At 65.5% G+C, this 22,737-nt stretch carries 20 protein-coding genes; 8 read left to right on the top strand and 12 right to left on the bottom strand.

Annotated features, from left to right (window positions below):
* The 5 genes from AC07PT_RS11180 (at window position 1) to AC07PT_RS11160 (ending at window position 7,632) form a co-directional block, all read left to right on the top strand.
* Window positions 1–1,569, top strand: coding sequence for a sigma-54-dependent transcriptional regulator (locus AC07PT_RS11180; protein WP_494656698.1), 1,569 nt, complete (start codon window positions 1–3; stop codon window positions 1,567–1,569).
* On the top strand, window positions 1,556–2,161 hold the full coding sequence (ampD, locus tag AC07PT_RS11175) for a 1,6-anhydro-N-acetylmuramyl-L-alanine amidase AmpD (protein ID WP_494656697.1): 606 nt from the start codon (window positions 1,556–1,558) through the stop codon (window positions 2,159–2,161). The genes AC07PT_RS11180 and ampD overlap by 14 nt, the downstream gene beginning before the upstream one ends.
* Window positions 2,162–2,511: 350 nt before the next feature.
* A complete protein-coding gene (locus AC07PT_RS11170; protein ID WP_492347092.1) occupies window positions 2,512–5,427 on the top strand; it encodes a ribonucleoside-diphosphate reductase subunit alpha in 2,916 nt (971 codons plus the stop codon).
* Between the two features lie 219 nt (window positions 5,428–5,646).
* On the top strand, window positions 5,647–6,810 hold the full coding sequence (locus AC07PT_RS11165; RefSeq protein WP_492347093.1) for a ribonucleotide-diphosphate reductase subunit beta: 1,164 nt from the start codon (window positions 5,647–5,649) through the stop codon (window positions 6,808–6,810).
* A gap of 177 nt (window positions 6,811–6,987) precedes the next feature.
* Window positions 6,988–7,632 carry a histone gene (locus AC07PT_RS11160; RefSeq protein ID WP_494656696.1) on the top strand — a complete coding sequence of 215 codons (645 nt, stop codon included), beginning with the start codon at window positions 6,988–6,990 and terminating at the stop codon, window positions 7,630–7,632.
* Between the two features lie 96 nt (window positions 7,633–7,728).
* Here AC07PT_RS11160 and AC07PT_RS11155 read toward each other — a convergent pair whose 3' ends face one another.
* The 7 genes from AC07PT_RS11155 to AC07PT_RS11125 form a co-directional block, all read right to left on the bottom strand.
* Complete coding sequence (locus tag AC07PT_RS11155) at window positions 7,729–8,625, bottom strand: carbohydrate kinase family protein (protein ID WP_494656695.1); 897 nt, start codon at window positions 8,623–8,625, stop codon at window positions 7,729–7,731.
* A gap of 27 nt (window positions 8,626–8,652) precedes the next feature.
* Complete coding sequence (locus AC07PT_RS11150; protein WP_494656694.1) at window positions 8,653–10,281, bottom strand: zinc-ribbon and DUF3426 domain-containing protein; 1,629 nt, start codon at window positions 10,279–10,281, stop codon at window positions 8,653–8,655.
* A gap of 79 nt (window positions 10,282–10,360) precedes the next feature.
* Window positions 10,361–11,248 (bottom strand): 50S ribosomal protein L11 methyltransferase, encoded by an 888-nt coding sequence (prmA, locus tag AC07PT_RS11145; RefSeq protein ID WP_494656693.1) that lies wholly within the window; start codon window positions 11,246–11,248, stop codon window positions 10,361–10,363.
* Between the two features lie 57 nt (window positions 11,249–11,305).
* Window positions 11,306–12,655 carry an acetyl-CoA carboxylase biotin carboxylase subunit gene (accC, locus tag AC07PT_RS11140; protein ID WP_019577108.1) on the bottom strand — a complete coding sequence of 450 codons (1,350 nt, stop codon included), beginning with the start codon at window positions 12,653–12,655 and terminating at the stop codon, window positions 11,306–11,308.
* Between the two features lie 110 nt (window positions 12,656–12,765).
* The gene (gene accB, locus AC07PT_RS11135) at window positions 12,766–13,218 is read right to left on the bottom strand and encodes an acetyl-CoA carboxylase biotin carboxyl carrier protein (protein ID WP_492347098.1); all 453 of its coding nucleotides are present in this window, start codon (window positions 13,216–13,218) and stop codon (window positions 12,766–12,768) included.
* Window positions 13,219–13,391: 173 nt separating this feature from the next.
* Window positions 13,392–13,955, bottom strand: a complete 564-nt coding sequence (locus AC07PT_RS11130; RefSeq protein ID WP_492347099.1) for a TlpA family protein disulfide reductase — start codon at window positions 13,953–13,955, stop codon at window positions 13,392–13,394.
* On the bottom strand, window positions 13,952–14,545 hold the full coding sequence (locus tag AC07PT_RS11125) for a hypothetical protein (protein WP_492347100.1): 594 nt from the start codon (window positions 14,543–14,545) through the stop codon (window positions 13,952–13,954). Before AC07PT_RS11125 ends, AC07PT_RS11130 begins: the two co-directional genes overlap by 4 nt.
* 168 nt (window positions 14,546–14,713) lie before the next feature.
* Between AC07PT_RS11125 and mpl the strand changes: the two genes are divergently transcribed.
* Entirely contained in the window at window positions 14,714–16,099 is a 1,386-nt protein-coding gene (mpl, locus tag AC07PT_RS11120) for a UDP-N-acetylmuramate:L-alanyl-gamma-D-glutamyl-meso-diaminopimelate ligase (RefSeq protein ID WP_494656716.1), read from the top strand.
* A gap of 11 nt (window positions 16,100–16,110) precedes the next feature.
* Here the strand turns inward: mpl and phnE are convergent, their stop codons facing one another.
* The 5 genes from phnE to AC07PT_RS11095 form a co-directional block, all read right to left on the bottom strand.
* The gene (phnE, locus tag AC07PT_RS11115; protein ID WP_494656692.1) at window positions 16,111–16,971 is read right to left on the bottom strand and encodes a phosphonate ABC transporter, permease protein PhnE; all 861 of its coding nucleotides are present in this window, start codon (window positions 16,969–16,971) and stop codon (window positions 16,111–16,113) included.
* Window positions 16,968–17,801 (bottom strand): PhnE/PtxC family ABC transporter permease, encoded by an 834-nt coding sequence (locus AC07PT_RS11110; RefSeq protein WP_492347102.1) that lies wholly within the window; start codon window positions 17,799–17,801, stop codon window positions 16,968–16,970. Before AC07PT_RS11110 ends, phnE begins: the two co-directional genes overlap by 4 nt.
* Window positions 17,798–18,634: a phosphonate ABC transporter ATP-binding protein gene (locus tag AC07PT_RS11105; RefSeq protein WP_492347439.1), complete on the bottom strand. Its 837-nt coding sequence runs from the start codon at window positions 18,632–18,634 to the stop codon at window positions 17,798–17,800. Before AC07PT_RS11105 ends, AC07PT_RS11110 begins: the two co-directional genes overlap by 4 nt.
* 28 nt (window positions 18,635–18,662) lie before the next feature.
* A complete protein-coding gene (locus AC07PT_RS11100) occupies window positions 18,663–19,550 on the bottom strand; it encodes a putative selenate ABC transporter substrate-binding protein (protein ID WP_492347103.1) in 888 nt (295 codons plus the stop codon).
* A gap of 77 nt (window positions 19,551–19,627) precedes the next feature.
* Entirely contained in the window at window positions 19,628–19,873 is a 246-nt protein-coding gene (locus tag AC07PT_RS11095) for a hypothetical protein (protein ID WP_492347104.1), read from the bottom strand.
* Window positions 19,874–20,140: 267 nt separating this feature from the next.
* Here AC07PT_RS11095 and AC07PT_RS11090 point away from each other — a divergent pair, with 267 nt between their 5' ends.
* Window positions 20,141–21,964: a sensor histidine kinase gene (locus AC07PT_RS11090; protein ID WP_494656691.1), complete on the top strand. Its 1,824-nt coding sequence runs from the start codon at window positions 20,141–20,143 to the stop codon at window positions 21,962–21,964.
* An 87-nt stretch (window positions 21,965–22,051) separates the two neighbouring features.
* Window positions 22,052–22,714, top strand: coding sequence for a hypothetical protein (locus AC07PT_RS11085; protein ID WP_492347106.1), 663 nt, complete (start codon window positions 22,052–22,054; stop codon window positions 22,712–22,714).
* Window positions 22,715–22,737 lie beyond the last annotated feature (23 nt).

The following is a 22,737-nucleotide window of genomic DNA, read 5'->3' as shown; positions in this document are numbered from 1 at the left end:
ATGTCCAGTCTCCCCTCCCCATCGCTGCCGGCGCCGGCCCACATCCTGGTTGTGGATGACGAGCCCGATCTGCGCACGCTGTATGAACTCACGCTGCTGCGCGAGGGTTACCGCGTGGAGGCCGCGGGCAGCCTGGCTGAAGCCAGGGCCTGCCTGGACGAGCGCAGTTTCGACGCCGTGATCACCGACATGCGCCTGCCTGACGGGCTGGGGCTCGATCTGCTCAAGCAATTGCGGACCCGCCAGCGCCCTGAGCGCTGCGTGGTCATGACCGCCTATGGCTCGGCCGAGAATGCGGTCGAGGCCCTCAAGGCCGGCGCCTTCGACTACCTGACCAAGCCGGTCGACCTCAAGCAGTTCCGCACCGTGGTGGCCTCTGCGGTACAAGGCAGCCGGGAGACGCTGGTGATTGCTGCCCGCGAAATGGCCCACCCCGTCGAGCCCGGCCTGGGCACTCCACCCGGCGGCTTGCAGGCGCTGGAGCGGCTGGTCGGCCAGTCCGAAGCCCTGCAGTCGGTCAAGCAGCGCGTCGGCAAGGTGGCGCGCGGCATGGCCCCGGTGCTGGTGCGCGGCGAGTCCGGTACCGGCAAAGAGCTGGTGGCGCGTGCGCTGCACGCCTGCAGCCAGCGCGGCCACGGGCCACTGGTGGCGGTGAATTGCGGCGCCATTCCTGAAAGCCTGCTCGAAGCCGAGTTCTTCGGGGCCCGCAAGGGCTCCTACACCGGGGCCCAACAGGACCGCGAGGGCTACTTCCAGGCCGCCAGCGGCGGGACGCTGTTTCTTGACGAGATCGGCGACCTGCCCCTGGCCATGCAATCCAAACTGCTGCGGGCGATCCAGGAACGCAGCATCCGCCCCCTGGGCTCGACCCAGGAGATCCCGGTGGACGTGCGCATCGTCAGCGCGACCCACAAGGACCTGGCCGCCGAGGTGCTGGCCGGGCGTTTCCGGCAGGACCTGTACTACCGCCTCAATGTGATCGAAGTGGTGGTGCCGCCGCTGCGCGAGCGGCGCGAAGACCTGCCCCTGCTCTGTCAGGCCTTGCTTGACCGCATCGCGCGCGAGTCGGGGTTGGCCGCACCACGCCTGACCGAACAGGCCATGGCCCCGCTGTATGCCCTGCCCTTGGCGGGCAATGTGCGCGAACTGGAGAACCTCCTGCACCGCGCGGTGGCCTTGAGCGAAGGCGATGAACTGGCCATGGATCAGGCGCTGTGGCTCCAGGGAGACGCCCTCCCCTGCAAGGCCGAAGCCCCTGCAGCCCTCCCCACGGCCAGCCAGGTGTCGACCGCCCAGCCGACCCTGCCGCACGGGGACGCCAGCACGCCGCAACCCGCCTCCGCGGCAGGCGGCGCCCCCCCTGCACCGCCTGATCCACTGCCCTTCGATCTGCAGGCCTATCTGGACGAACAGGAGCGCGCCATCCTGATGCGAGCCCTCGAAGACAACCAGTTCAACCGGACCGCCACCGCAGCCCGCCTGGGTCTGAGCCTGCGCCAGATCCGCTATCGGATCGAACGCCTGAACATTCCCATTCCCCAGGACAGCGAAAGCCATGAAGCCGGCTGACCCGGCGCTCCCCTTGTGGCGAGGGGGCTGGTACACCCCTGCCCGGGCCCTGGCCTCACCCAACTTCGGCCCGCGCCCCGAGCGCGCCTGCATCGACCTCATTGTGCTGCACTCGATCAGTCTGCCACCGGGCCAGTATGGTGGCGACGAGGTGCAGCAGCTGTTCACCAACCAACTGGATTGGGACGCCCACCCCTACTTTGATCAGATCCGTGGACTGGAGGTGTCCTCGCACTTCTACATCCGACGCGATGGCGAGCTGTGGCAATTTGTCGATTGCAATGAGCGGGCTTGGCACGCCGGCCGCTCGCATTACCGGGGCCGGGACAACTGCAATGACGACTCGATAGGCATTGAACTCGAAGGTCTCGAAGGAAGCACTTTCACGGTGGCACAATACGCGACCCTGATCGGGCTGTGTCAGGCTTTGCGCTGCCACTACCCCATCGCTCACGTGGCGGGTCACGAACACATTGCACCGGGTCGCAAACACGATCCCGGGGCGGGTTTTGACTGGCCTGGGCTGATCGGCCAGCTCGACTGGCCCTCAGGATTTTTCCCTATGGCCGTGGCGCATTTGCCGCGGTCCTGATTTTTTTGCGGCTTCAGGTGCTGCTCGGACGCCGCGGCGATGCGCAGAAACCATGCGGTCCGGCAGCCTGAAATGCCCGGCAAAGCCATGAAACAAGCGGCTCGCTGACTTGAAGCGCAGTCCTGGCGCGGCTTTTGAAGCCGCCCCTCATACAGCAATCACAAAGTGAAATAAAGACCCTTTGCCTGCGCCCATCTTTGGGCTTGGTACACTACAGGTAGTGTCTTGAATTCACTCAAGGCCCCAGATATAGTGTGTAACGATCGGTTCGATCGAACCACCCCCATCACTCGCACGCTCCCACCCGAGCCGTGCCTTCTCCCCTGAAAACAGTTCAAGAAGAGGAATCCATGCAAGTTGCCACGAACGCCCCGGCCTCGGCCTCGACCAGCACCACCTCGCCTCCCGAAGCCGCCGAATCCGGCGTGCCCAGCGTGCTTGCGCACTACCAGATCATCCGCCGCAACGGTGCGGTGGTGCCCTTTGAGCCGCAGAAGATTGCCGTGGCCATGATGAAGGCCTTCCTGGCTGTGCATGGCACACAAGGCGCGGCTTCGGCCAGCGTGCGCGATGTGGTCGATGCCCTGACCCAAGGCGTGGTCAAGGCGCTGATGCGCTCGCGCCCAGGTGGCGGCACCTTCCCGATCGAAGACGTGCAAGACCAGGTTGAACTGGGTCTGATGCGTGGCAGCCACCATGAAGTGGCCCGAGCCTACGTGCTGTACCGTGAACGCCGCGCCCAGGAACGTGCTCACCAGGTCGAGCAAGCCAAGCCCCCAGTGCCGACCCTGCACGTGACCGAGAACGGCCAACGCCTGGCCCTCGACGAGGCCTACCTGCGTTCGCTGATCGTCTCGGCCTGCCAAGGCCTGAGCGCCGACGTCAAGCCCGAACCGATCTTTGCCGAGACCATGCGCAACCTGTACGACGGTGTGCCCATGGAAGAGGTCTACAAGGCGTCGATCCTGGCTGCCCGTACCCTGATCGAAAAAGACCCGGACTACACCTACGCCACCGCTCGCCTGCTGCTGCACACGATCGCCAAGGAAGTGCTGGGTCGCGAAGTCAGCCCGGCCGAAATGGCCAGCAGCTACGCCGAGTACTTTCCTCAGTTCATTCAGAAGGGCGTGGCCAACGAACTGCTCGACGAAAAGCTGCTGAGCTACGACCTGACCCGCCTGGGCGCAGCCCTCAAGGCCGAACGTGATCTGCAGTTCGACTACCTGGGCCTGCAGACCCTGTACGACCGTTACTTCCTGCACGTGCGCAAGACCCGCATCGAACTGCCGCAGGCCTTTTTCATGCGCGTGGCCATGGGCCTGGCATTGAACGAGACCGACCGCGAGGCCCGCGCCATCGAGTTCTACGAAGTGCTGTCGTCCTTCGACTTCATGTCCAGCACCCCGACGCTGTTCAACAGCGGCACGCTGCGTTCGCAGCTTTCCAGCTGCTACCTGACCACAGTGCCTGACGACCTGGACGGCATCTACGAATCCATCAAGGAAAACGCCCTGCTGTCCAAGTTTGCCGGCGGCCTGGGCAATGACTGGACCCGTGTGCGCGCCCTGGGCTCGCACATCAAGGGAACCAACGGCGAATCACAAGGCGTGGTGCCGTTCCTGAAGGTGGTGAACGACACCGCCGTGGCCGTGAACCAGGGTGGCAAGCGCAAAGGCGCCGTCTGCACCTACCTGGAGACCTGGCACCTCGACATCGAAGAGTTCCTGGAGCTGCGCAAGAACACCGGCGATGACCGCCGCCGCACCCACGACATGAACACGGCCAACTGGATCCCCGATCTGTTCATGCGCCGCGTGATGGAAAAGGGCACCTGGACCCTGTTCTCGCCCTCCACCGTGCCCGATCTGCACGACCTGTTCGGTGCTGACTTCGAGCGCGCCTACGTGGCCTACGAAGAGAAGGCCGCCCGTGGCGAAATCAAGCCCAGCCGCACCCTGCAGGCCACTGACCTGTGGCGCAAGATGCTGACCATGCTGTTCGAGACTGGCCACCCCTGGATCACCTTCAAGGACGCCTGCAACGTGCGCTCGCCGCAGCAGCACGTGGGCGTGGTGCACTCGTCCAACCTGTGCACCGAGATCACGCTCAACACCAGCGACACCGAAACGGCGGTGTGCAACCTGGGCTCAGTCAACCTGCTGCAGCACATCACCGACGGCAAGCTCGATCACGAGAAGCTCAAGCGCACCATCAAGGTGGCCATGCGCATGCTCGACAACGTGATTGACATCAACTACTACGCGGTCAAGAAGGCCCGTGATTCGAACCTGCGCCACCGCCCGGTGGGCCTGGGCCTGATGGGCTTCCAGGACAGCCTGTACGAATTGCGCATCCCCTACGCGTCGCAGGCCGCTGTTGAGTTCGCCGACCGGTCGATGGAAGCCATCTGCTACTACGCCTACTGGGCTTCGTCCGAACTGGCCAAGGAGCGTGGCAAGTATTCGAGCTACCCGGGGTCGCTGTGGGACCGCGGCATCCTGCCCTTCGACACCATCGACATGCTCGAAAAAGCCCGCGGCGGCTACATCGAAGTGGATCGCTCGGCCACGCTGGACTGGGATGCCCTGCGCAAGAAGATCGCGGCTGACGGCATGCGCAACTCCAACTGCGTGGCCATTGCCCCCACGGCCACCATCTCCAACATCATTGGTGTGGATGCCTCGATCGAGCCGTGCTTCGGCAACCTCTCGGTCAAGTCCAACCTGTCGGGCGAGTTCACCGTCATCAACGGCTACCTGGTGCGCGACCTCAAGCGCCTGGGCCTGTGGGACGACGTGATGGTGATGGACCTCAAGCACTTTGATGGCTCGCTGCGCCCCATCGACCGCGTGCCGCACGAAATCAAGGCGCTGTATTCGACCGCCTTCGAGGTGGAGACCACCTGGCTGGTCGAAGCCGCAGCACGCCGCCAGAAGTGGATCGATCAAGCCCAGTCGCTGAACATCTACATGGCCGGCGCCTCGGGCAAGAAGCTCGACGACACCTACAAGCTGGCCTGGTTGCGTGGCCTCAAGACCACCTACTACCTGCGCACCGTCGGTGCCACCCACGCCGAGAAATCGACGGTGGCAGCAGGCCGCATGAACTCCGTGTCCTCGGGCAGCGAACCCGGCCTGAGCGCCGCGCCCAAGCCCAGCGCCCTGGAAGCCGCCGCCGCGGCCGCCCGAGCACAGGCCGATGCGATTCCGGCCACGGACATCAAGTTCTGCGCCATCGACGACCCGGGCTGCGAAGCCTGCCAGTAAGGCCTTTGATGAAGCCCCTGCATCGAGAGTCAGGGGCTTCGTCGATGCACTGGATGCCACGCATGCCCGGACCTGTTTCGACCAGAGACAGCCGCGTCATGCAAGGGCCACAGCGTCGATGCGACAGAACAACAAACCTCTCACAAACAAGGCAGCCACGCCCATCGGGTACTTTCCAATTTGCATGGCTGCTTTCATAATCCGGACATTGGAAAACCTATGTTGACCTGGGACGAAGAAGTCAAGCCCTCATCGCAAAATTCACTCGCCGGCGAACTGCAAAACAGCCGCACGGCCGAGGCCGCGTCTCCCACTGAATTCGGCACCCCATCCGCCTCGACAACCGAGGTCGCGGCCGGCGCCAAACGCCGAGTCAACGCAGCCGACAAGCGCATCATCAACGGCCAGACCGACGTCAACCAGCTGGTGCCCTTCAAGTACAAATGGGCCTGGGAAAAATACCTGGCCACCTGCGCCAATCACTGGATGCCGCAAGAGGTCAACATGACCCGCGACATCGCGCTCTGGAAAGACCCCAATGGGCTGACCGAAGATGAGCGTCGCATCATCAAGCGCAACCTCGGCTTCTTCGTGACGGCCGACTCGCTGGCTGCCAACAACATCGTGCTGGGCACCTACCGCCACATCACCGCCCCCGAGTGCCGTCAGTTCCTGCTGCGCCAGGCCTTCGAAGAAGCCATCCACACCCATGCCTACCAGTACATCGTGGAGTCGCTGGGCCTGGATGAGAGCGAGATCTTCAACGCCTACAACGAGGTGAAGTCGATCCGCGACAAGGATGAATTTCTGATCCCGTTCATCGACGCGATCATGAACCCCGAATTCAAGACCGGCACTGTCGAGACCGACCAGACCTTGCTGAAGTCGCTGATCGTGTTTGCCTGCCTCATGGAAGGCCTGTTCTTCTACGTGGGCTTCACCCAGATCCTGGCGCTTGGCCGGCAGAACAAGATGACCGGTGCTGCCGAGCAGTATCAGTACATCCTGCGCGACGAGTCGATGCACTGCAACTTCGGCATCGATCTGATCAACCAGCTCAAGCTCGAGAACCCCCACCTCTGGACAGCCGACTTCAAGAACGAGATCAAGGCCTTGTTCATGAAGGCCGTCGAACTCGAATACGCCTACGCCGAAGACACCATGCCCCGCGGCGTACTGGGTCTGAACGCCTCGATGTTCAAGGGCTACCTGCGCTACATCGCCAATCGCCGTGCCACCCAGATCGGGCTCGAGGCACTCTTCCCCAACGAAGAGAACCCCTTCCCCTGGATGAGCGAAATGATCGACCTGAAGAAAGAGCGCAACTTCTTCGAAACCCGCGTGATCGAGTATCAGTCGGGTGGCGCGCTTTCCTGGGACTGATCACCGCAACGCCATGGCCACCCCATTCATGCCCACCGACCACGCAGCGGCCATTGCGCCTGCCGTGGCGTTGCGCGCCCCCATTCAGACCTGTGGGCACAGGCCCAGAGACCTGGATCGCTTGACGCCGACATGCGAGCGACAAGTGTTCATTGCAATCCGACCAAGGAGAAAATGATGGCAACTGCGAAGAAACCGGCCGCCAAGAAGGCCGCTGCACCTGCAAAGAAGGCGGCTGCACCCGCCAAGAAGGCCGCCGCCCCAGCCAAGAAGGCTGCTGCACCCGCCAAGAAGGCCGCTGCTCCTGCCAAGGCTGCAGCACCCGCCAAGAAGGCCGCAGCACCTGCCAAGGCCGCTGCACCCGCCAAGAAGGCTGCTGCGCCTGCCAAGAAGGCCGCTGCGCCCGCCAAGAAGGCTGCTGCGCCTGCGAAGAAGGCCGCTGCACCCGCCAAGAAGGCTGCTGCGCCTGTGAAGAAGGCTGCTGCTCCTGCCAAGAAGGCCGCTGCACCTGCCAAGAAGGCTGCTGCACCTGCCAAGAAGGCCGCTGCGCCTGCCAAGAAGGCTGCCGCGCCTGCAAAGAAGGCCGCCGCACCCGCCAAGAAGGCTGCTGCACCTGCCAAGAAGGCCGCTGCACCGAAGAAGACCGCAGCCACTGTGGCCAAGAAGGCTCCGGCCGCCAAAAAGCCTGCTGCCAAGAAGGCTGCTGCGAAGAAAGCGCCCGCCAAGCCTGCCGCTGCCCCTGTGGCTCCTGCTGCTCCGTCGGCTCAGACCACACTCAACCCTCAGGCTGCCTGGCCCTTCCCGACCGGCAACAAGCCCTGAACAACACGTTCTCCAACGTGCCAGCCCGACGCCTCACGGCCTCGGGCTTTTTTAATGGGCGAAGCCGCCAGTGCCAGCCGGCCCCTGAGAGCCTGTTCAGGGCTGAAAGTCGAGCTGGTAGTTCTGTGGCCCGCGCTGGGCAATCTTGAGGGCCCCGACGCGGCTGCCGAGGGCGGCACAGCGCACCAGGTCCCAGCCTTGTTCCAGACCGAACAGCAGCGCGCCGCGCCAGGCATCACCACAACCGGTCGGGTCGACCACGGCCTGCGCCTGCACCGGGGGCACATGGGTGCGCTGCCCCGCCACCCAGACTTCGCTGCCTTCGGCACCCAAGGTGATCACCAGGCCGCCCTGCACGCGCTGCGAAATCTCGGCCGGGGTCCAGCCGGTACGGTCGCACAGCATCTTGCCTTCGTAGTCGTTGACCGTGACCCAGGTGGCCTGGTCCACAAAGCGGGCCAGATCGGCGCCGTCGAACATCGGCAAGCCCTGACCCGGATCGAACACGAAGGGAATGCCGGCGGCCTTGAACTGCGCGGCATGCTCAAGCATGGCATCACGCCCATCGGGCGAGATGATGCCCAGGCGCACATCAGGGCGTGCCTCGATGCGGGTCTGGTGCGCCTGCATCATGGCCCCGGGGTGGAAAGCCGTGATCTGGTTGTTGTCACGGTCAGTCATGATCATGGCCTGGGCCGTGTAGGTGTCCGCAACCTGACGCACATACTCGCAGCTGATGCCCAGGGTGCGCAGGCGCTCCAGGTAGTCTGCACCGTCATTGCCGACAGTGGCCATGGGCAGGGGCGTGCCCCCCAGCAGCTTGAGCGCATAGGCGATGTTGCCGGCACAGCCGCCAAAGTCACGCCGCAGGGCCGGCACCAGAAAAGACACGTTGAGGATGTGCAACTGATCCGGCAGGATCTGGTCCGCAAAACGCCCCTCGAAGGTCATGATGGTGTCGAAAGCCAGGGAACCACAGATGATTGCTGCCATGTTGTTGAATTCGTTTCTTGAAAGTCGTCAGGGATAAAAAACCAGCACCCGGTAGCCCGCGATGCGCAAGGTGGCGGCCCCCGCCACCCGCACGGGCAGAGTGGCATTCCACTCGGCCCCAGGGCCCAGCATTGGCGGGGCACCCAGCTCGGTCGGCAGGAACACGCGGCGCAACACGGCCTGGTCCTGCGAATCGGTCAGGCTGAGTTCGGCCGCCGGCATGCCCAGAGGCAAGGCACCGGTGTTGCGAATGGCCAGGGCCAGCTGAAAGCCCTCGCCATGGGTTTTGTTGAAGGCGGAGGACTCGATGACGAAGGCCTCGATGCGGCGCAAGGGAGCCAGCTCGCAACCCGTCACATCGCACAGGGCCTGCAAAGTGGGCCGAAGCGCCGGCTCGGCAGCGGCCAGGCGGGCACGCTCGTGCAGCGCCCACTGGAGCAGCAGCAGCCCCGACAGCAGCAACACGGCCAAACCCAGCCCTGCTCGCACCCAGGGACGTCGCCAGAAGGCCTCGCGGCGCGCACGGCGCAGAAACTGCAAGCCCTTGAGCACATCCGGGCCGAAAGCATCGACTTCATCCTCAGCCCGCCGTGCAGGCGCTGCCGCCATGGCCTGGGCAGGCGCTTCGGCAGCCCACTGAGTGGAGAGATCGCCCGGTGCATCGGCCGCCACCGACTCGGACAACAGACTGGGCGACACCTCGTCAACCAGGCCTGCCGCGTTCAGCATGGAATCGGTCTTCGGTGCCGCCGGGGGGAGCTCGGGGCCGGGCGCATCGGCCGGCGCCGGGTCATCCGGAAACCGCAACGCCGCGAGCGTGACCCCGGGCGGGTCGGCACGGGGCGGCCGCGGGGCCCCTGGCAGGTCGAGCTCTGGCACCGACAACACTGGAAACCGGTCCCCCTGGGGACGCACGCGCGGCTCGGCCGGCTCGGCCATCGGTGCGAAATCGACCCGCACGGGGGGGGCATCGACTTCGGGCTGAGGCGCGAAGACATCGTGCAGATCGAGATCGAACTCATCGTCATCCAGCGTGGGTTCGACCTGACGCCGCGCATCGGAGGTGGCCAGATCCAGATCCAGGCGAGCCAGTTGCTCGGCCAGCAAGTCGTCTGCGCTGCGTGGCACGGCAGGCTCGGCCACCGGCGCGGATGCGGGGGACTCGGGTGCATGCACGCGCACCGGCTGCACTGGTGGTGGCGGCGGTAGCGGTGGGGGTGGCAACACCAGATCCGGCATCACCAGCTCTGGCATCACGGGTTCACGGCTGGGGCGAGCTGGCGGTGGGGGAGCGGGCGGGGGCTGCGTCGCCAAGACCGGCTGCACGGCTGAGGCCGGCAAAGGTGCGTGATCGGCCACCGAGGCCGGCGGGTGGGTGGGCGCCGGTGCCGCCACCGGTGCGGCCGCTGGCATGGCCGAGACCGGCGAGTGGGCTGGTGCACGCAAAAACGCCGGGGGTTCCGGCCGGTGACTTCGCGATGCCGCAGGCCCGCTCGTGGCCAGCGGGCTGGCATCACCTTCCTGGACCAGGTTGGCCGTGGCGTCGAACACCTCGGTGCACTGCCCACAGCGCACCCAGCCATCGGAAATCCTCAATTGGTCTGGCACAACCTTGAAGGTCGTGGCGCAGGCTGGGCAACGTGTGATGAGGCTCATGGATGCGCCTGATTGTAGAGGCGCGGGCGCATTTTTCACCCGGCTCGTCACCGGGAGACACCACCGCTGTGGCGCAGGCTTAACGCTGCGCGGTCATCAGGATCCAGCCGTCCTCGCTGTCGGCCACCGACAACTGCAGCCAGGGCGCATAGGCGGCCTTCAGCTCATCGGCCTGGCGCTCCAGGATGCCAGCCAGCACCAGCGAGCCGCCTGCAGCCACATGGGCGCACAGCAGCGGTGCCAGCACCTTGAGCGGGGTGGCCAGGATGTTGGCCAGCACCGTGTCGTACACCCCGTGCGCCTTGTCCGGCAGGCCAGCGTTCAAGGCCACGCCATTGGCCTCGGCATTGAGGTGCGTGGACTGAACCGCCGCCTCGTCGATGTCGACCGCATCGATGGCCTGCGCGCCATGCTTGGCTGCACCGATGGCCAGGATGCCCGAGCCGCAACCGTAATCCAGCACCCGACCCAGCGTGGCCGTGGCCGGCCGCCGCGCGATCCAGCGCAGACACATGCGGGTGGTGGGGTGAGTGCCGGTGCCAAAGGCCAGCCCGGGGTCCAGGCGAATCACCTGGCGGGCCTGCGCTGGCGGCTCGTGCCAGGTAGGCACGATCCAGAACTCAGACGTGATCTCGACCGGCGAGAACTGGGATTGGGTCAGGCGCACCCAGTCTTCGTCCGGCACCTTGGCCAGCCCCAGCAGACGGCAGTCGGCAAAGAAATCCTGCAACTGCAGCAACTTGGCCGCCTCGTCAGCGCTGGCCTCGTCTGGAAACAGCGCAATCACGCGCGAACGCTGCCAGCCTTCTTTGGGCGGCGGCATGCCGGGTTCACCGAACAGCGCCTGCTCGGCGTCGGTCTGGGCATCGGCGTCTTCGACGCTGACGCTCAGGGCATCCAGCGCATCGAGCGCGTCGCTCACCGTTTCAACGTGGTCTTCGGGGCACAGCAGCCGGAGTTCAAACATGGCGTTCCTGGGGTCTTGGGAGGCCGGCCGCCCGCGAGGGGCGCCAGCCGGGGCCGATCAGCGCTTGTGGTGGCCCAGCCACTCTTCAAGGTAGTGGATGTTGGTGCCGCCGGCCATGAACTTGGCATCCACCATCAGCTCGCGGTGCAGCGGGATGTTGGTGTTGATGCCTTCGACCACGGTCTCCAGCAAGGCGGTGCGCATGCGGGCCAGGGCCTGCTCGCGGGTATCGCCGTGCACGATGATCTTGCCGATCATCGAGTCATAGTTCGGCGGCACGAAGTAGTTGGTGTAGACGTGCGAATCCACGCGCACCCCCGGGCCACCCGGGGCGTGCCACATGGTGATGCGACCCGGCGACGGCACAAACTTGTAGGGGTCTTCGGCATTCACGCGGCACTCGATGGCGTGCCCCCGGATCTCGATCTGGCGCTGCGTGAAGGGCAGCTTCTCGCCTGCGGCGACCATGATCTGGGTCTTCACGATGTCAATGCCGGTGATCAGTTCGGTCACCGGATGCTCCACCTGCACACGGGTGTTCATCTCGATGAAATAGAACTCGCCGTTTTCATACAGGAACTCGAAGGTCCCCGCACCGCGGTAGCCAATCTTCTTGCAGGCGGCGGCACAACGCTCACCGATCTTTTCGATCAGCTTGCGTGGAATGCCAGGGGCCGGCGCTTCTTCAATGACCTTCTGGTGGCGACGCTGCATCGAGCAGTCACGCTCACCCAGGTAGACCGCATTGCGGTGCTTGTCGGCCAGGATCTGGATCTCGATGTGGCGCGGGTTCTGCAGGAACTTTTCCATGTAGACCGCAGGATTGCCGAAAGCAGCCCCCGCCTCGGCCTTGGTCATCTGCACGGCATTGACCAGCGCGGCCTCGGTGTGTACCACGCGCATGCCGCGGCCACCGCCGCCGCCGGCGGCCTTGATGATGACGGGGTAGCCCACGGTCTTGGCGATGCGCTTGATCTGCACCGGGTCATCAGGCAGTTCGCCCTCGGAACCCGGCACGCAGGGCACGCCAGCCCGGATCATGGCCTGCTTGGCCGACACCTTGTCGCCCATGATGCGGATCGACTCGGGTGAGGGGCCGATGAACTGGAAGCCACTCTTCTCGACGCGCTCGGCAAAGTCGGCGTTTTCGCTCAGAAAGCCGTAGCCGGGGTGGATGGCTTCGGCGTCGGTCACCTCGGCTGCCGAGATGATGGCGGGCATGTTGAGGTAGCTTTGAGGCGAAGGGGCCGGGCCGATGCACACGGCCTCTTCCGCCAGCTTGACGTACTTGGCATCGCGGTCGGCCTCGGAATAGACCATCACCGCCTTGACACCCAGTTCGCGGCAGGCCCGCTGGATGCGGAGGGCAATCTCCCCCCGATTGGCAATCAGGATTTTCTTAAACATCAGTGCTCCCGGGGCGGCAGAGCCCCGCACGCAGCGCGTGCACTATCTCTGGGATGGGCACCCGACAGCCGACGGCCCAAGAGGCCCGCCGTCCCGGCACCCCCATGCGATCACTCGATCACGAACAAGGGCTGACCGTACTCGACGGCCTGGCCGTTCTCGCCCAGGATCTGGGTCACGGTACCCGACTTGTCGGCTTCGATCTCATTGAGGATCTTCATGGCCTCGATGATGCAGATGGTCTCGCCTTCCTTGATCTGGCTGCCCACCTCGACAAAGGCCTTGGCGCCCGGGCTGGAGGCACGGTAGAAAGTACCCACCATGGGCGACTTGACCACATGCCCGGCAGGTGCTGCCGCGACGGCGGGAGCGGCGGCGGCGGCGGCGACAGGCGCGGCGGCCACGGCAGGCTGAGCCAGCACAGGGGCAGCCACCATTTGCTGAATCACGGCCCCGCCGCCCTTCACGATGCGCACCTTGCCTTCGGCTTCAGTGATTTCCAGTTCTGAAACATTGGATTCAGACACCAGATCAATCAGGGTCTTGAGTTTTCGCAGGTCCATGTAAGCTCCAACAGCTAAAACGATAACAGGCGCGAATTTACTGCAAAACAGCGCCAAGTCTCATCATCAGCAGACAAATTAATTACAACTTCATTCGGGCAGATCAAAGAAAATACCCTGGAAGTGTGCAGAAAGGCCCCTGAGCAAAAGGGGCCTCAAAGACAGCCCGACGGTCAGCCGGGCTGGGTCCACACCGTCAGTTCCTGAGGTGTGATCTGGCCCATTTTACGCTGTATTACCCGCCCATCGGCCGCGATCACCACCGAAAACGGCAAGCCGCCGTTCTCGTTGCCCAGGGCGCGGCTGAGTTCGGTGCCGCCCAGACCGGCCAGCCCCACGGGAAAGCCCAGGGGGGTGCGGCTCAGAAAACGGGCCACCGAACTGGGCTGGTCAATGGCCAATCCAAGCACTTGCCAGCCATTGACCGAAGTTTCGCGTTGAAACCGATCCAGCATGGGCAGCTCCTCCACACAGGGTGGACACCAGGTGGCCCAGAAGTTGATCAGCAGCGGTTTGCCCTTGAAATCGGCCAGCACCAACTCACCGCCACCCGCCCGATCGAACTTCAGGCCCCACAGCTCGGACAAGGCCGCCCCGGCCTGGGCGTCCGTGCCTTGGGGTCGCGTGCGCCACCAGCCCAGCCCCGCTCCGGCCACCGCAGCCACGCCCGCGGCCGATGCCCACAGCCATCGGCGCCGGCCGGCGCCGGGCGATTTCAACTCCTGGGAATTGCTCATGCTTCAGCTTCCTTCAACAAGGCCTGAACGGCGGCCAGAGAGCCCCGAGGCGCACGCCCGCGGGCATCAGGCACCAGAGCGCCCCGCAGATCGTCCAGGTCGTAGATCAACAGATGGACACCAATCACCTCGCCCAGCGCCTTGCTGGGCGAGCCCAGGGACAAGGCCTCGACCGGCTCGCCCCGAAAACCCTGGACCGTCTGCGGCTCGTAATCGACGTTGTGATCGATCAATCGAATCTCGGCCGACTTGGGGTCATCGCAAAACAGCTGGATGCGGATGTCCGACAGCCGCGTCGCGGTGCCCTGCCAGACCGCCCCCGTCAGGTGTGGGCGGAATTCCGACATGCGCTCCATCCAGACCAGGGCCAGTTCGCGCAGCGCACGAAGCTCTGCCGGCTGGGTGTCGGCACAGAACAATTCGATGTACTCCAGCACCGCATCTTCGACCGCGAGGTTGTCGGGCAAGGCCGTGCGGGCCGGCAAACCCAGCTGCTTGACGGCACGGCGCTTGGCAGCACCGTACTCCAGGCCTTCTTCCACCACCATGCGGGCAGCGGTTGCGGCAATTTCCGAGGCAAGACTTTCCATGGAGACGGGTCGGGCGGGCCATCAGCACACGCACCGCAGACATTGCAAAGCGGGCATTTTGCGCTTTTTCGCCGCTTCGCCCCGCCGCTACCAGTTTGATAGCTTGCCAGCCCGCCCCCACGCAGGCCACGCCCGACATGGCGCATGACCCCACGTAAAATCGGTTTCATGCACATTCACATCCTGGGTATTTGCGGCACCTTCATGGGCGGCCTGGCGGCCCTGGCCCGCGAGGCGGGTCACCGCGTCACCGGTTGCGACGCGGGGGTCTACCCCCCGATGAGCGATCAGCTTCGGTCTTTGGGCATCGATCTGATCGAAGGCTTCTCAGCCGATCAGATGGCTCTGAAACCGGAACTTTTCGTCATTGGCAACGTGGTCAGCCGCGCCAGAACAAACGACGGCAGCCCCAAGTTCCCGCTGATGGAAGCCATCCTGGACCAGGGCGCACGCTACACCAGTGGCCCTCAGTGGCTGGCCGAGCATCTGCTGCACGGCCGCCACGTGCTGGCCGTGGCGGGCACGCACGGCAAGACCACCACCACCTCGATGCTGGCCTGGGTGCTGGACCAGGCAGGCCTGCAACCCGGCTTTCTGGTGGGGGGCGTCCCGCTGAACTTCGGGGTTTCGGCGCGCCTGGGGGAAGGCAGCGCCTTCGTGATCGAGGCCGATGAGTACGACACCGCCTTTTTCGACAAACGAAGCAAGTTCGTGCATTACCGCCCGCGCACCGCGGTGCTGAACAACCTGGAGTTCGACCACGCCGACATCTTCGACAACCTGGCCGCCATCGAACGTCAGTTCCATCACCTGGTGCGCACCGTGCCGGGCCAAGGCCGTGTGGTGGTCAATGGACTGGAAGAAAGCCTGACCCGGGTGCTGGCCCAGGGCTGCTGGAGCGAGGTGCGCAGCTTTGGCAGCACGGTGAGCGATTTTTCCGCCGAGGGTGAAGCCCATGATTTCGCCGTGCTGCACCAAGGCCGGCCCGTGGCGCGCGTGCAGTGGACCCTCAGCGGGGCCCACAACCAACTCAACGCCCTGGCCACCCTGGCCGCGGCCGACCACCTGGGCGTGCCGGCCGAGGTGGCCGCCAAGGCGCTGTCACGCTTCCAGAACGTGAAGCGCCGCATGGAGGTTCGCGGCCAGGTCGGTGGCATCACCGTGTACGACGACTTTGCCCACCACCCCACCGCCATCCGCACCACGCTGGACGGCCTGCGCCAGCGCCTGGGCCCGGTGACCGACGCTGGCGGACGCATCCTGGCGGTGTTCGAACCGCGCAGCAACACCATGAAACTGGGCACCATGAAAGCCCAGTTGCCCTGGTCGCTGGCCAGTGCCGAACAGGCCTTCTGCCACACCGGGGGCCTGGACTGGGATGCCGCAGAAGCCCTGGCGCCCCTGGGTGAGCGCGCGCACACGGCCCCCGACATCGCGACCCTGGTGCAGCAGGTGAGCGCCGCGGCACGCCCCGGTGACCACGTGGTGTGCATGAGCAACGGCGGCTTTGGTGGCGTGCACCAGCGCCTGCTAGAGGCCCTGTCACAGGCCTGAGCGAAGCCTCCTCAGCGCATCAAGGCTCGACGTGCCAATAGGCTGAGCGCATCCACCGCCGCCACCATCAACAGCATCGCGGCCAGGATGGTGGCCGTCTTGCCCATGTGGAACAGGCCCATGTGAAAGGCCAGCAACTGGCCCAGGCCGCCCGCCCCCACCACGCCCAGCACGGCGGCGGCGCGGATGTTGTTCTCCCAACGGTACAGGGTGTAGCTCAGCCACTGGGGCAGCACCTGAGGCAGGCTGGCATAGGCCAACACCTGCACCCGCCCCACCCCTTGCTGGCGCAGCGCCTCGGCCGGGCCCGAAGGGGCGTTCTCAAGGGCTTCGGCGAACAAACGGCCCAGCACGCCCAGGGTGTGACAGGCCAGGGCCAGGGTGCCGGCAAACGGCCCCAGGCCCGCCGAAATCAACAACAGCGTGGCCCAGACCAGCTCGGGAATGGAGCGCAGCGCATTGAGCAGCCAGCGCGTCGGCCCCCGCAGCCAAGCCCGCTCACCCGCTTGCAACCGGCTTGCCGGCAGGGCCAACAGCAGGCCGCCCAGCGCCGCCAGCCCGGTGCCCAGCAAGGACATGGCCAAGGTCTCCCAACTGGCCACCAGCACCTGACGCAGCAGGCCGGGCGACAGGTCGGGTGGGTAAAACTCCCCCAGGAAGCGGCCCATGCTGTGCAGGGCCTCCAGCGACAGGAACTGCTGCCATTGCAAATCCAGCGATGCCGTGCTGGCCACGACCAGCAGCAGCACACCGACGGTGAACCACAGGCCGGGCCGGCGCCAGGGCGCAGGCGCCTGCAGATCGGACAGGCGACGGGCCGGCAGCCTGGAGGGCAGACCGGGGGGCGAACCGGGCGAGGCGGCAGGCTTCATCCGAGCAGCTTTCGCAAACCGGCGCTGACGCGGTCGGCCAGGGCCACCAGGGCCATGAACACCAGCAGCATGCTGGCCACCTCAGCGCCATTGAACATCTTCATCGAGTTGTCGAGCTGCTGACCCAGGCCGCCAGCGCCGACAAAACCCAGCACCACCGATGAGCGGATCGCACACTCCCAACGGTAGACGGTGTAAGAGCTGAGCTCGGCCGCGCAGGTCGGCAGCAGCCCGTGGAAAAAGGCCTGCAGGCGGCTCGCGCCATTGCGCAACAAGGACTGGGCGGCATGCTGCTCGCCACTTTCCAGGATTTCGCCATAGACCTTGCCCAGCATGCCGGCATAGGTGAGCGCGATGGCCAGCACGCCAGCGGTGGGCCCGAGCCCCACCACCCGCACAAACACCAGCGCCCAGACCAGCTCGGGCACGCTGCGCAGCACGATCAACAGCGCGCGCACGCCCTGGCGGGCCCAGAACGGCCCTCGGGCCATGCGCCCAGACAAGGCCGACACCGACAAAGCGGCGGTCGACAGCAAGGTGAGCGGTACGGCCAGCAGCCAGCCCAGCGCCACACCGACCGTGGCCATGGCCACGGTGCGCCACGATTCACGCGCCAGCAGGCTCAGGAACTCGGCGCCCCCCGCCAAGGGCCAGAAGCTGGCCAGAAAGCGCCCGCTGAAGGCCAGTGAATCGGGCTGCAGCAGGATCCAGGGCTTGAATTCAGTGGCCTGCAGCAGCGGCCACAGCAGCACCAGCAAGGCGCCGCCAAGAGCCAGGCGTCGGGGCCAGGCCGGGTCGCGCAGCGGGGCGCTGCGGGCTGCCGGATTCATCGACACGACAGACCCACGGGCTCGGCCAGGGCATCGGCGCTCAAGCCAGCGAGGGGCGCGGCCTCGCCGCGCAACTCATGCTCGTGCTGGGCATACAAGCGGGCCAGCCGCTCCGGGCTCACCTCGGCGGCCGGCAGGTCAAACATCAGCCCCCCCTCACGCAGGCCCAGGATGCGGTCAAAGCAGGCCAGGGCCACATCCACCTGATGCAGCGAGGCCACCAAGGTGATGTCACGCTCGCGGGCCACCCCCTGCAGCGTCGCCATGGCCTGGCGGGCCCGGGTGGGATCCAGAGCCGAAAGCGGCTCATCGACCAGCCACAGCGAAGCCGGCGCCAGCAGGGCACGGGCCAGGCCCACCCGCTGGCGTTCACCGCCCGACAGGCGATCCACTCGCTCGAACAGTTTGTCACCCAGGTCGAAGTGCTCCAAGGCATCAAATGCCGCCGGCAGGTCGCTGGGATGGAACAAGGAAACCAGGCTGGCCATCAGGCCCATGGCTGGCAAGCGCCCGGCGAGCACCGAGGTGACCACGCGCTGCCGGGGAGGCAGCGGCGGCACCTGAGGCGCCAGGAACAGACGACCACGCAACTGCTGCAACTGCCGGCGCGGCAATTGCCAGGGGTCACGCCCGTCCAACCTCAGTTGTCCGGTGGTCGGCGGCAAGGCACAGGCCAGCACCTGCAACAGACTGGTCTTGCCGGCGCCCGAGGGCCCGATCACGGCGACTTGTTCACCCGCTCGGAGGCACAGGCTCAGACCAGCCAGCGCGGCACGCGCGCCCGCACGCGCCGCCGGGTGCAAAGCGCCGATCTGGTCGAGTTCAATCATCAGGCCCAAGTGCGGCTCCGTGGCTCGCCCATCAGAGCAGGCCGGCGCTGCGTGCGGCAGCCTCGATGCTCTTGTAGTTCTCGACCTTGGTCGGGACGAAGCGGGTGGCGCGCTGCAGCTCCAGCACCTCTTTGCCCTCGGGCGTGTTCTTGTTGAGTGCCAGGAAGGCCTGGGTGATCTTGTCGCGCAGGGCGGCCGGCATGTCGGCGTGCACGGCCCAGTTGTAGTCGTAATACGGCGGCGTGGTGTAGAACACCTGCACCTTGCTGGTGTCGACCTTCTTGTCGGCCACGAACTTGTCCCACACCGAAATATTGAGCGCGCCAGCCTGCACCTTGCCTGAGGCCACGGCCGCGATGGTGGCGTCATGGGCACCGCTGTAGGCCACGCGACGGAAATCATGTTCGGGGTTGAGGCCGGCCTGCAACAGGAAACTGCGCGGCATCAGATGGCCGGAGGTGCTGCTTTGCGAGCCAAAGCTCACATCCTTGCCCTTGAGATCGGCCAGCGACTTGATGGCCGGATCGGCGCTGATGAAGACCGACTTGAACTTTTCGTCCTCCTCACGTTGCACCAGGGGAATGATCTTGCCGTTGGAGCGCACCTGGGCCTGCACAAGAGTAAAGCCGCCGAACCAGGCCATGTCCACCTTCTTGTTGACCAGGGCCTCCACCGAGGCCGCGTAGTCGGTGACCGGGGTGTACTCCACCTTCACGGACAGCTTGCCTTCCAGGTACTTCATCAGCGGTGCAGCCTTGCGGGCCAGTTCGGTGGGCGACTCGTCGGGGATGGCGGTGACACGCAGCACCTGCTGGGCCTGCCCCAGCGGGGCCAGGCTCAGCAAGGCGCACGCCAGCAGGGCGCGCAAGGTGGTGGCGCGGGTGATCGAACGGGCGGCCACAGGGGTGAACAGAGACATGAAGAATCCTTACAGATCAGAATGGCCGGCAGGTTACACCGAAAGACGGGCGGTGGCCTGAGAACACCAAGGCCTGTTCAGGCTTTCGCATCGGGCTGGCGCGCAGACTTCGGCTCACGCGCATCGGGCAGGCCCAGCACCAGGAAACAGCTGTCGCAACGTGCGTAGGCGACTGGATCGCTCAAGGGCCAGGCCAGATGCTTGTCCTTGGTCCGGGCGCCGCAGTAGACCGCCTCGTCGATCTCGCTCAGCCGCGCCTGCCCACAACGCGGGCAGCTCAGCTTGGACAGGTCGATGTTGAATGCGGCAGCTTTGTTCGGCATGGCGATCCGGAAATCCGTGGACAGGCGACAGGGTTCAGGTCGGTCCCGCCCTGATCCAGCAAGACGGGATCAGGCGAGCCGCTGAGTTGGATCTTGAAGCAAATGCTGCACCGCAGCAACCACACGGGTGTCAGACCTGAGAAATAGTTGGCGACAGGGCAGCCCCTCGCGTTGGAAAACCCTCATTTCTGCCGCATTTGTTCGATAGTCGGACCACGTTACCGCCCCTGCTGTTGCTCAGCGGTCAAACGGTGGTACCGAGCGGATATGGCACCGTATGATGGCAAAAACCACAACGCCACCATGTCCGAAGCCCCGGCGACACCCGCTCCCAGCCGCTCTCTGATCCCCCCCTCACTTTTGATGCGGGGTTTCACGGGTTCGCGCCTGAGCTGGATGGTGGCCCTGTCGGTGCTGGCCCTGCTGGCCATCGGCTGGGTGGCGGTGGTGCTGACACTGGATCTGAAAGCCCGCGATGCCGTGGCGGCTGAGGTGAGGCAAAACACCAACCTGGCCCGCGTGCTGCAGGAGCAGACCGTGCGCGTGCTGGCATCGGTCGACCAGGCCACCCTGCGCATGCGCGATGCCGCCGTGGCGGGCGAACTGACACCCGCTGACTACGGGCAATTTGCCAATGAAACCGGCCTGGTACCGCAAATCCTGACCCAGCTGTCGTTGATCGACGCTCAGGGCCGCTTCGTAGGCAGCAACATCGACCCGACCGGCGAGAAGACGGGCCACGTGGATCTGTCGGCACGCGAGCATGTGCAAGTACACCTGGCGCCCGACAAGGTGCCCGACGCATCACAGCAGATGAGCCCCGACGGCCTGTTCATCGGCAAGCCGGTGCTGGGCAAGGTCTCGAACAAATGGACCATCCAGCTGTCGCGCAAGATCCAGCGCAGTGATGGCCGGGTTCTGGGGGTGATCGTGGCTTCACTCAACCCGGCCTACTTCGAGCAATCCTACAGCGGGGTCAATCTGGGGCCCAAAGGCGGCGTCACCTTGCTGGGCAACGACCGCAGCGTCCGCGCCCGGGTGATCGGCGGGACCCCCACCGGCATGGGCACCACCCTGTCGAACAGTTCAACCATGGCACGTCTGCCCCAGAACGAACGGGCCGGCTGGTCCATCGTCACCAGCAACATCGACAAGGTCGAGCGCGTGGCGGCCTACCACCGGGTGGCCGACTACCCCTTGCGGGTGTACGTGCTGACCAGCACCGCGGGGGCCTTGAGCGACTGGCGCAGCCTGCGCAACGTGACCGTGACACTGATGGGCTTGCTGACCCTGGCTTCGCTGGCCGGTGCGGGGATGTTTCTGCGCAGCCTGCGTCAGCTGGAAAACACGAACCATGCGCTGCAGATCAGCGAGGCCCAGGCCCAGTCGGCCAGCCGCGCCAAGAGCGAGTTCCTGGCCGCGGTTTCGCATGAGCTGCGCACCCCCTTGACCAGCATCCGCGGCTTTGCCGAACTGATGGAGATGCGCCTGGAGCAGCCTCGCTTCAAAGACCAGGCGCGCATGATCCGCAAGGCCGCCGAGCACCTCAATGAGTTGCTCACCGAAATCCTGGACCTGGCCAAGGTCGAGGCCGGGGCCATGCCGGTCACACCCGAGCCGGTGGCCTTGGCCGAGCTGCTGCAATCCACGCTGGATTTCTTCAGTGTCACCGCGGCACAGAAATCGTTGGATCTCAAATTGCAGTTGGCCCCCAGCACCCCTCAGACCCTGTTGTGCGACGGATTGAGGCTCAAGCAGATCCTCAACAACCTGTTGTCCAACGCGCTCAAATTCACCCAGGAAGGCTGCGTGACCATCGAGGTGGAAGGCAGCGAAGACCGGGTGAGCTTCCATGTGGTCGACACCGGCCCCGGCATCGCCCCCGAACTGCACGACACCATCTTCGAGCGCTTCCGCCAGGGCAATGACCGGGTCAGTTACGAGCATGGCGGCACGGGCTTGGGCCTGTCGCTGTCGCGTGCGCTGGCGGGCCTGATGGGTGGCACGCTGACCGTGCAATCGAGCCCGGGCGAAGGAGCCCGGTTCACCCTGCAACTGCCTCGCCCGATCGTCCCCAGCGCTGCAGCCTGAAACGCGGCGCAAGGACCTGGCGCCGTCGTCATGTCGGCGTCACGGGCCGCCCGAAGAATGGCGCTCGTGATGGCCAACAGCAACCCCATGCAAGCATTTGAACGGCAGCGCGCCAGCCCGGCCTGGCGACCCGCATGGCCGACCGCGCAGGCGACGACGACCGCCACGGCTCAGGCAACAGCGCCCATGGGGCCTGATGCAACGGCCACCCGGGAGGCCTTCGCCGCCTGCGCCCAGCACCCTGGCCTGCTGTTCTTTCATGCAGGCACCTTCCATGCCGAACTGGTGCAGGCCGCCACCCAGCGCTTGCGCCAGCGCCTGGCCGAAATGGAGGCCCCTCAGCCCGCCAAGGACCGCCTGTTGCGCGTCTTCATCGAACTGACCCGTCAGTTGGCCAGCCGCGGGCCCGAAGCCACCGAACCCCAGGGGCGCATCGCAGTCGGCGGCGTGGGCGAACATTTCTGGGTTCTTTGCAGTTGGCGCCTGACGGCCGAGCGGGTGGCACAGCTGCGCCCGCACCTGGAGGCCGTGCACCGCATGAGCGCCGAGGAACTCGCCAACCACACGCCCGCAGGGCATCGGTTCGGAGCCCTGACTGAACCCGCGCATGCACCGTTGGCCCAGGCCCCGGACGATCTGGATCCTGCCTGGCTGCAAGTGGCTCGCCATTGCTCGGCCCCGATCGAATATGGCTTCTCCGGCCCACAGCCGGATGGAGGGGCTCGGCTTCATGTGCGGGCCTGGATCTGAGCGGAGGTTCCGAGCCCAGGCTC

It is taken from the genome of Curvibacter sp. GW821-FHT09D12 (genome assembly GCF_059416245.1).
The sequence above is the reverse complement of the archived record's forward strand: the minus strand, read 5'-3'. Positions and strand labels throughout refer to the sequence as shown.

Coding starts and splice junctions, on each gene's coding strand:
- phnE (WP_494656692.1), bottom strand. CDS start 16,971: ATGAAGCCTGCCGCCTCGCCCGGTTCGCCCCCCGGTCTGCCCTCCAGG.
- AC07PT_RS11155 (WP_494656695.1), bottom strand. CDS start 8,625: ATGGCAGCAATCATCTGTGGTTCCCTGGCTTTCGACACCATCATGACC.
- mpl (WP_494656716.1), top strand. CDS start 14,714: ATGCACATTCACATCCTGGGTATTTGCGGCACCTTCATGGGCGGCCTG.
- AC07PT_RS11110 (WP_492347102.1), bottom strand. CDS start 17,801: ATGAATCCGGCAGCCCGCAGCGCCCCGCTGCGCGACCCGGCCTGGCCC.
- accB (WP_492347098.1), bottom strand. CDS start 13,218: ATGGACCTGCGAAAACTCAAGACCCTGATTGATCTGGTGTCTGAATCC.
- AC07PT_RS11090 (WP_494656691.1), top strand. CDS start 20,141: ATGGCACCGTATGATGGCAAAAACCACAACGCCACCATGTCCGAAGCC.
- AC07PT_RS11165 (WP_492347093.1), top strand. CDS start 5,647: ATGTTGACCTGGGACGAAGAAGTCAAGCCCTCATCGCAAAATTCACTC.
- AC07PT_RS11100 (WP_492347103.1), bottom strand. CDS start 19,550: ATGTCTCTGTTCACCCCTGTGGCCGCCCGTTCGATCACCCGCGCCACC.
- AC07PT_RS11160 (WP_494656696.1), top strand. CDS start 6,988: ATGGCAACTGCGAAGAAACCGGCCGCCAAGAAGGCCGCTGCACCTGCA.
- AC07PT_RS11150 (WP_494656694.1), bottom strand. CDS start 10,281: ATGAGCCTCATCACACGTTGCCCAGCCTGCGCCACGACCTTCAAGGTT.
- accC (WP_019577108.1), bottom strand. CDS start 12,655: ATGTTTAAGAAAATCCTGATTGCCAATCGGGGGGAGATTGCCCTCCGC.
- ampD (WP_494656697.1), top strand. CDS start 1,556: ATGAAGCCGGCTGACCCGGCGCTCCCCTTGTGGCGAGGGGGCTGGTAC.
- AC07PT_RS11180 (WP_494656698.1), top strand. CDS start 1: ATGTCCAGTCTCCCCTCCCCATCGCTGCCGGCGCCGGCCCACATCCTG.
- AC07PT_RS11085 (WP_492347106.1), top strand. CDS start 22,052: ATGCAAGCATTTGAACGGCAGCGCGCCAGCCCGGCCTGGCGACCCGCA.
- AC07PT_RS11130 (WP_492347099.1), bottom strand. CDS start 13,955: ATGAGCAATTCCCAGGAGTTGAAATCGCCCGGCGCCGGCCGGCGCCGA.
- AC07PT_RS11095 (WP_492347104.1), bottom strand. CDS start 19,873: ATGCCGAACAAAGCTGCCGCATTCAACATCGACCTGTCCAAGCTGAGC.
- AC07PT_RS11125 (WP_492347100.1), bottom strand. CDS start 14,545: ATGGAAAGTCTTGCCTCGGAAATTGCCGCAACCGCTGCCCGCATGGTG.
- prmA (WP_494656693.1), bottom strand. CDS start 11,248: ATGTTTGAACTCCGGCTGCTGTGCCCCGAAGACCACGTTGAAACGGTG.
- AC07PT_RS11170 (WP_492347092.1), top strand. CDS start 2,512: ATGCAAGTTGCCACGAACGCCCCGGCCTCGGCCTCGACCAGCACCACC.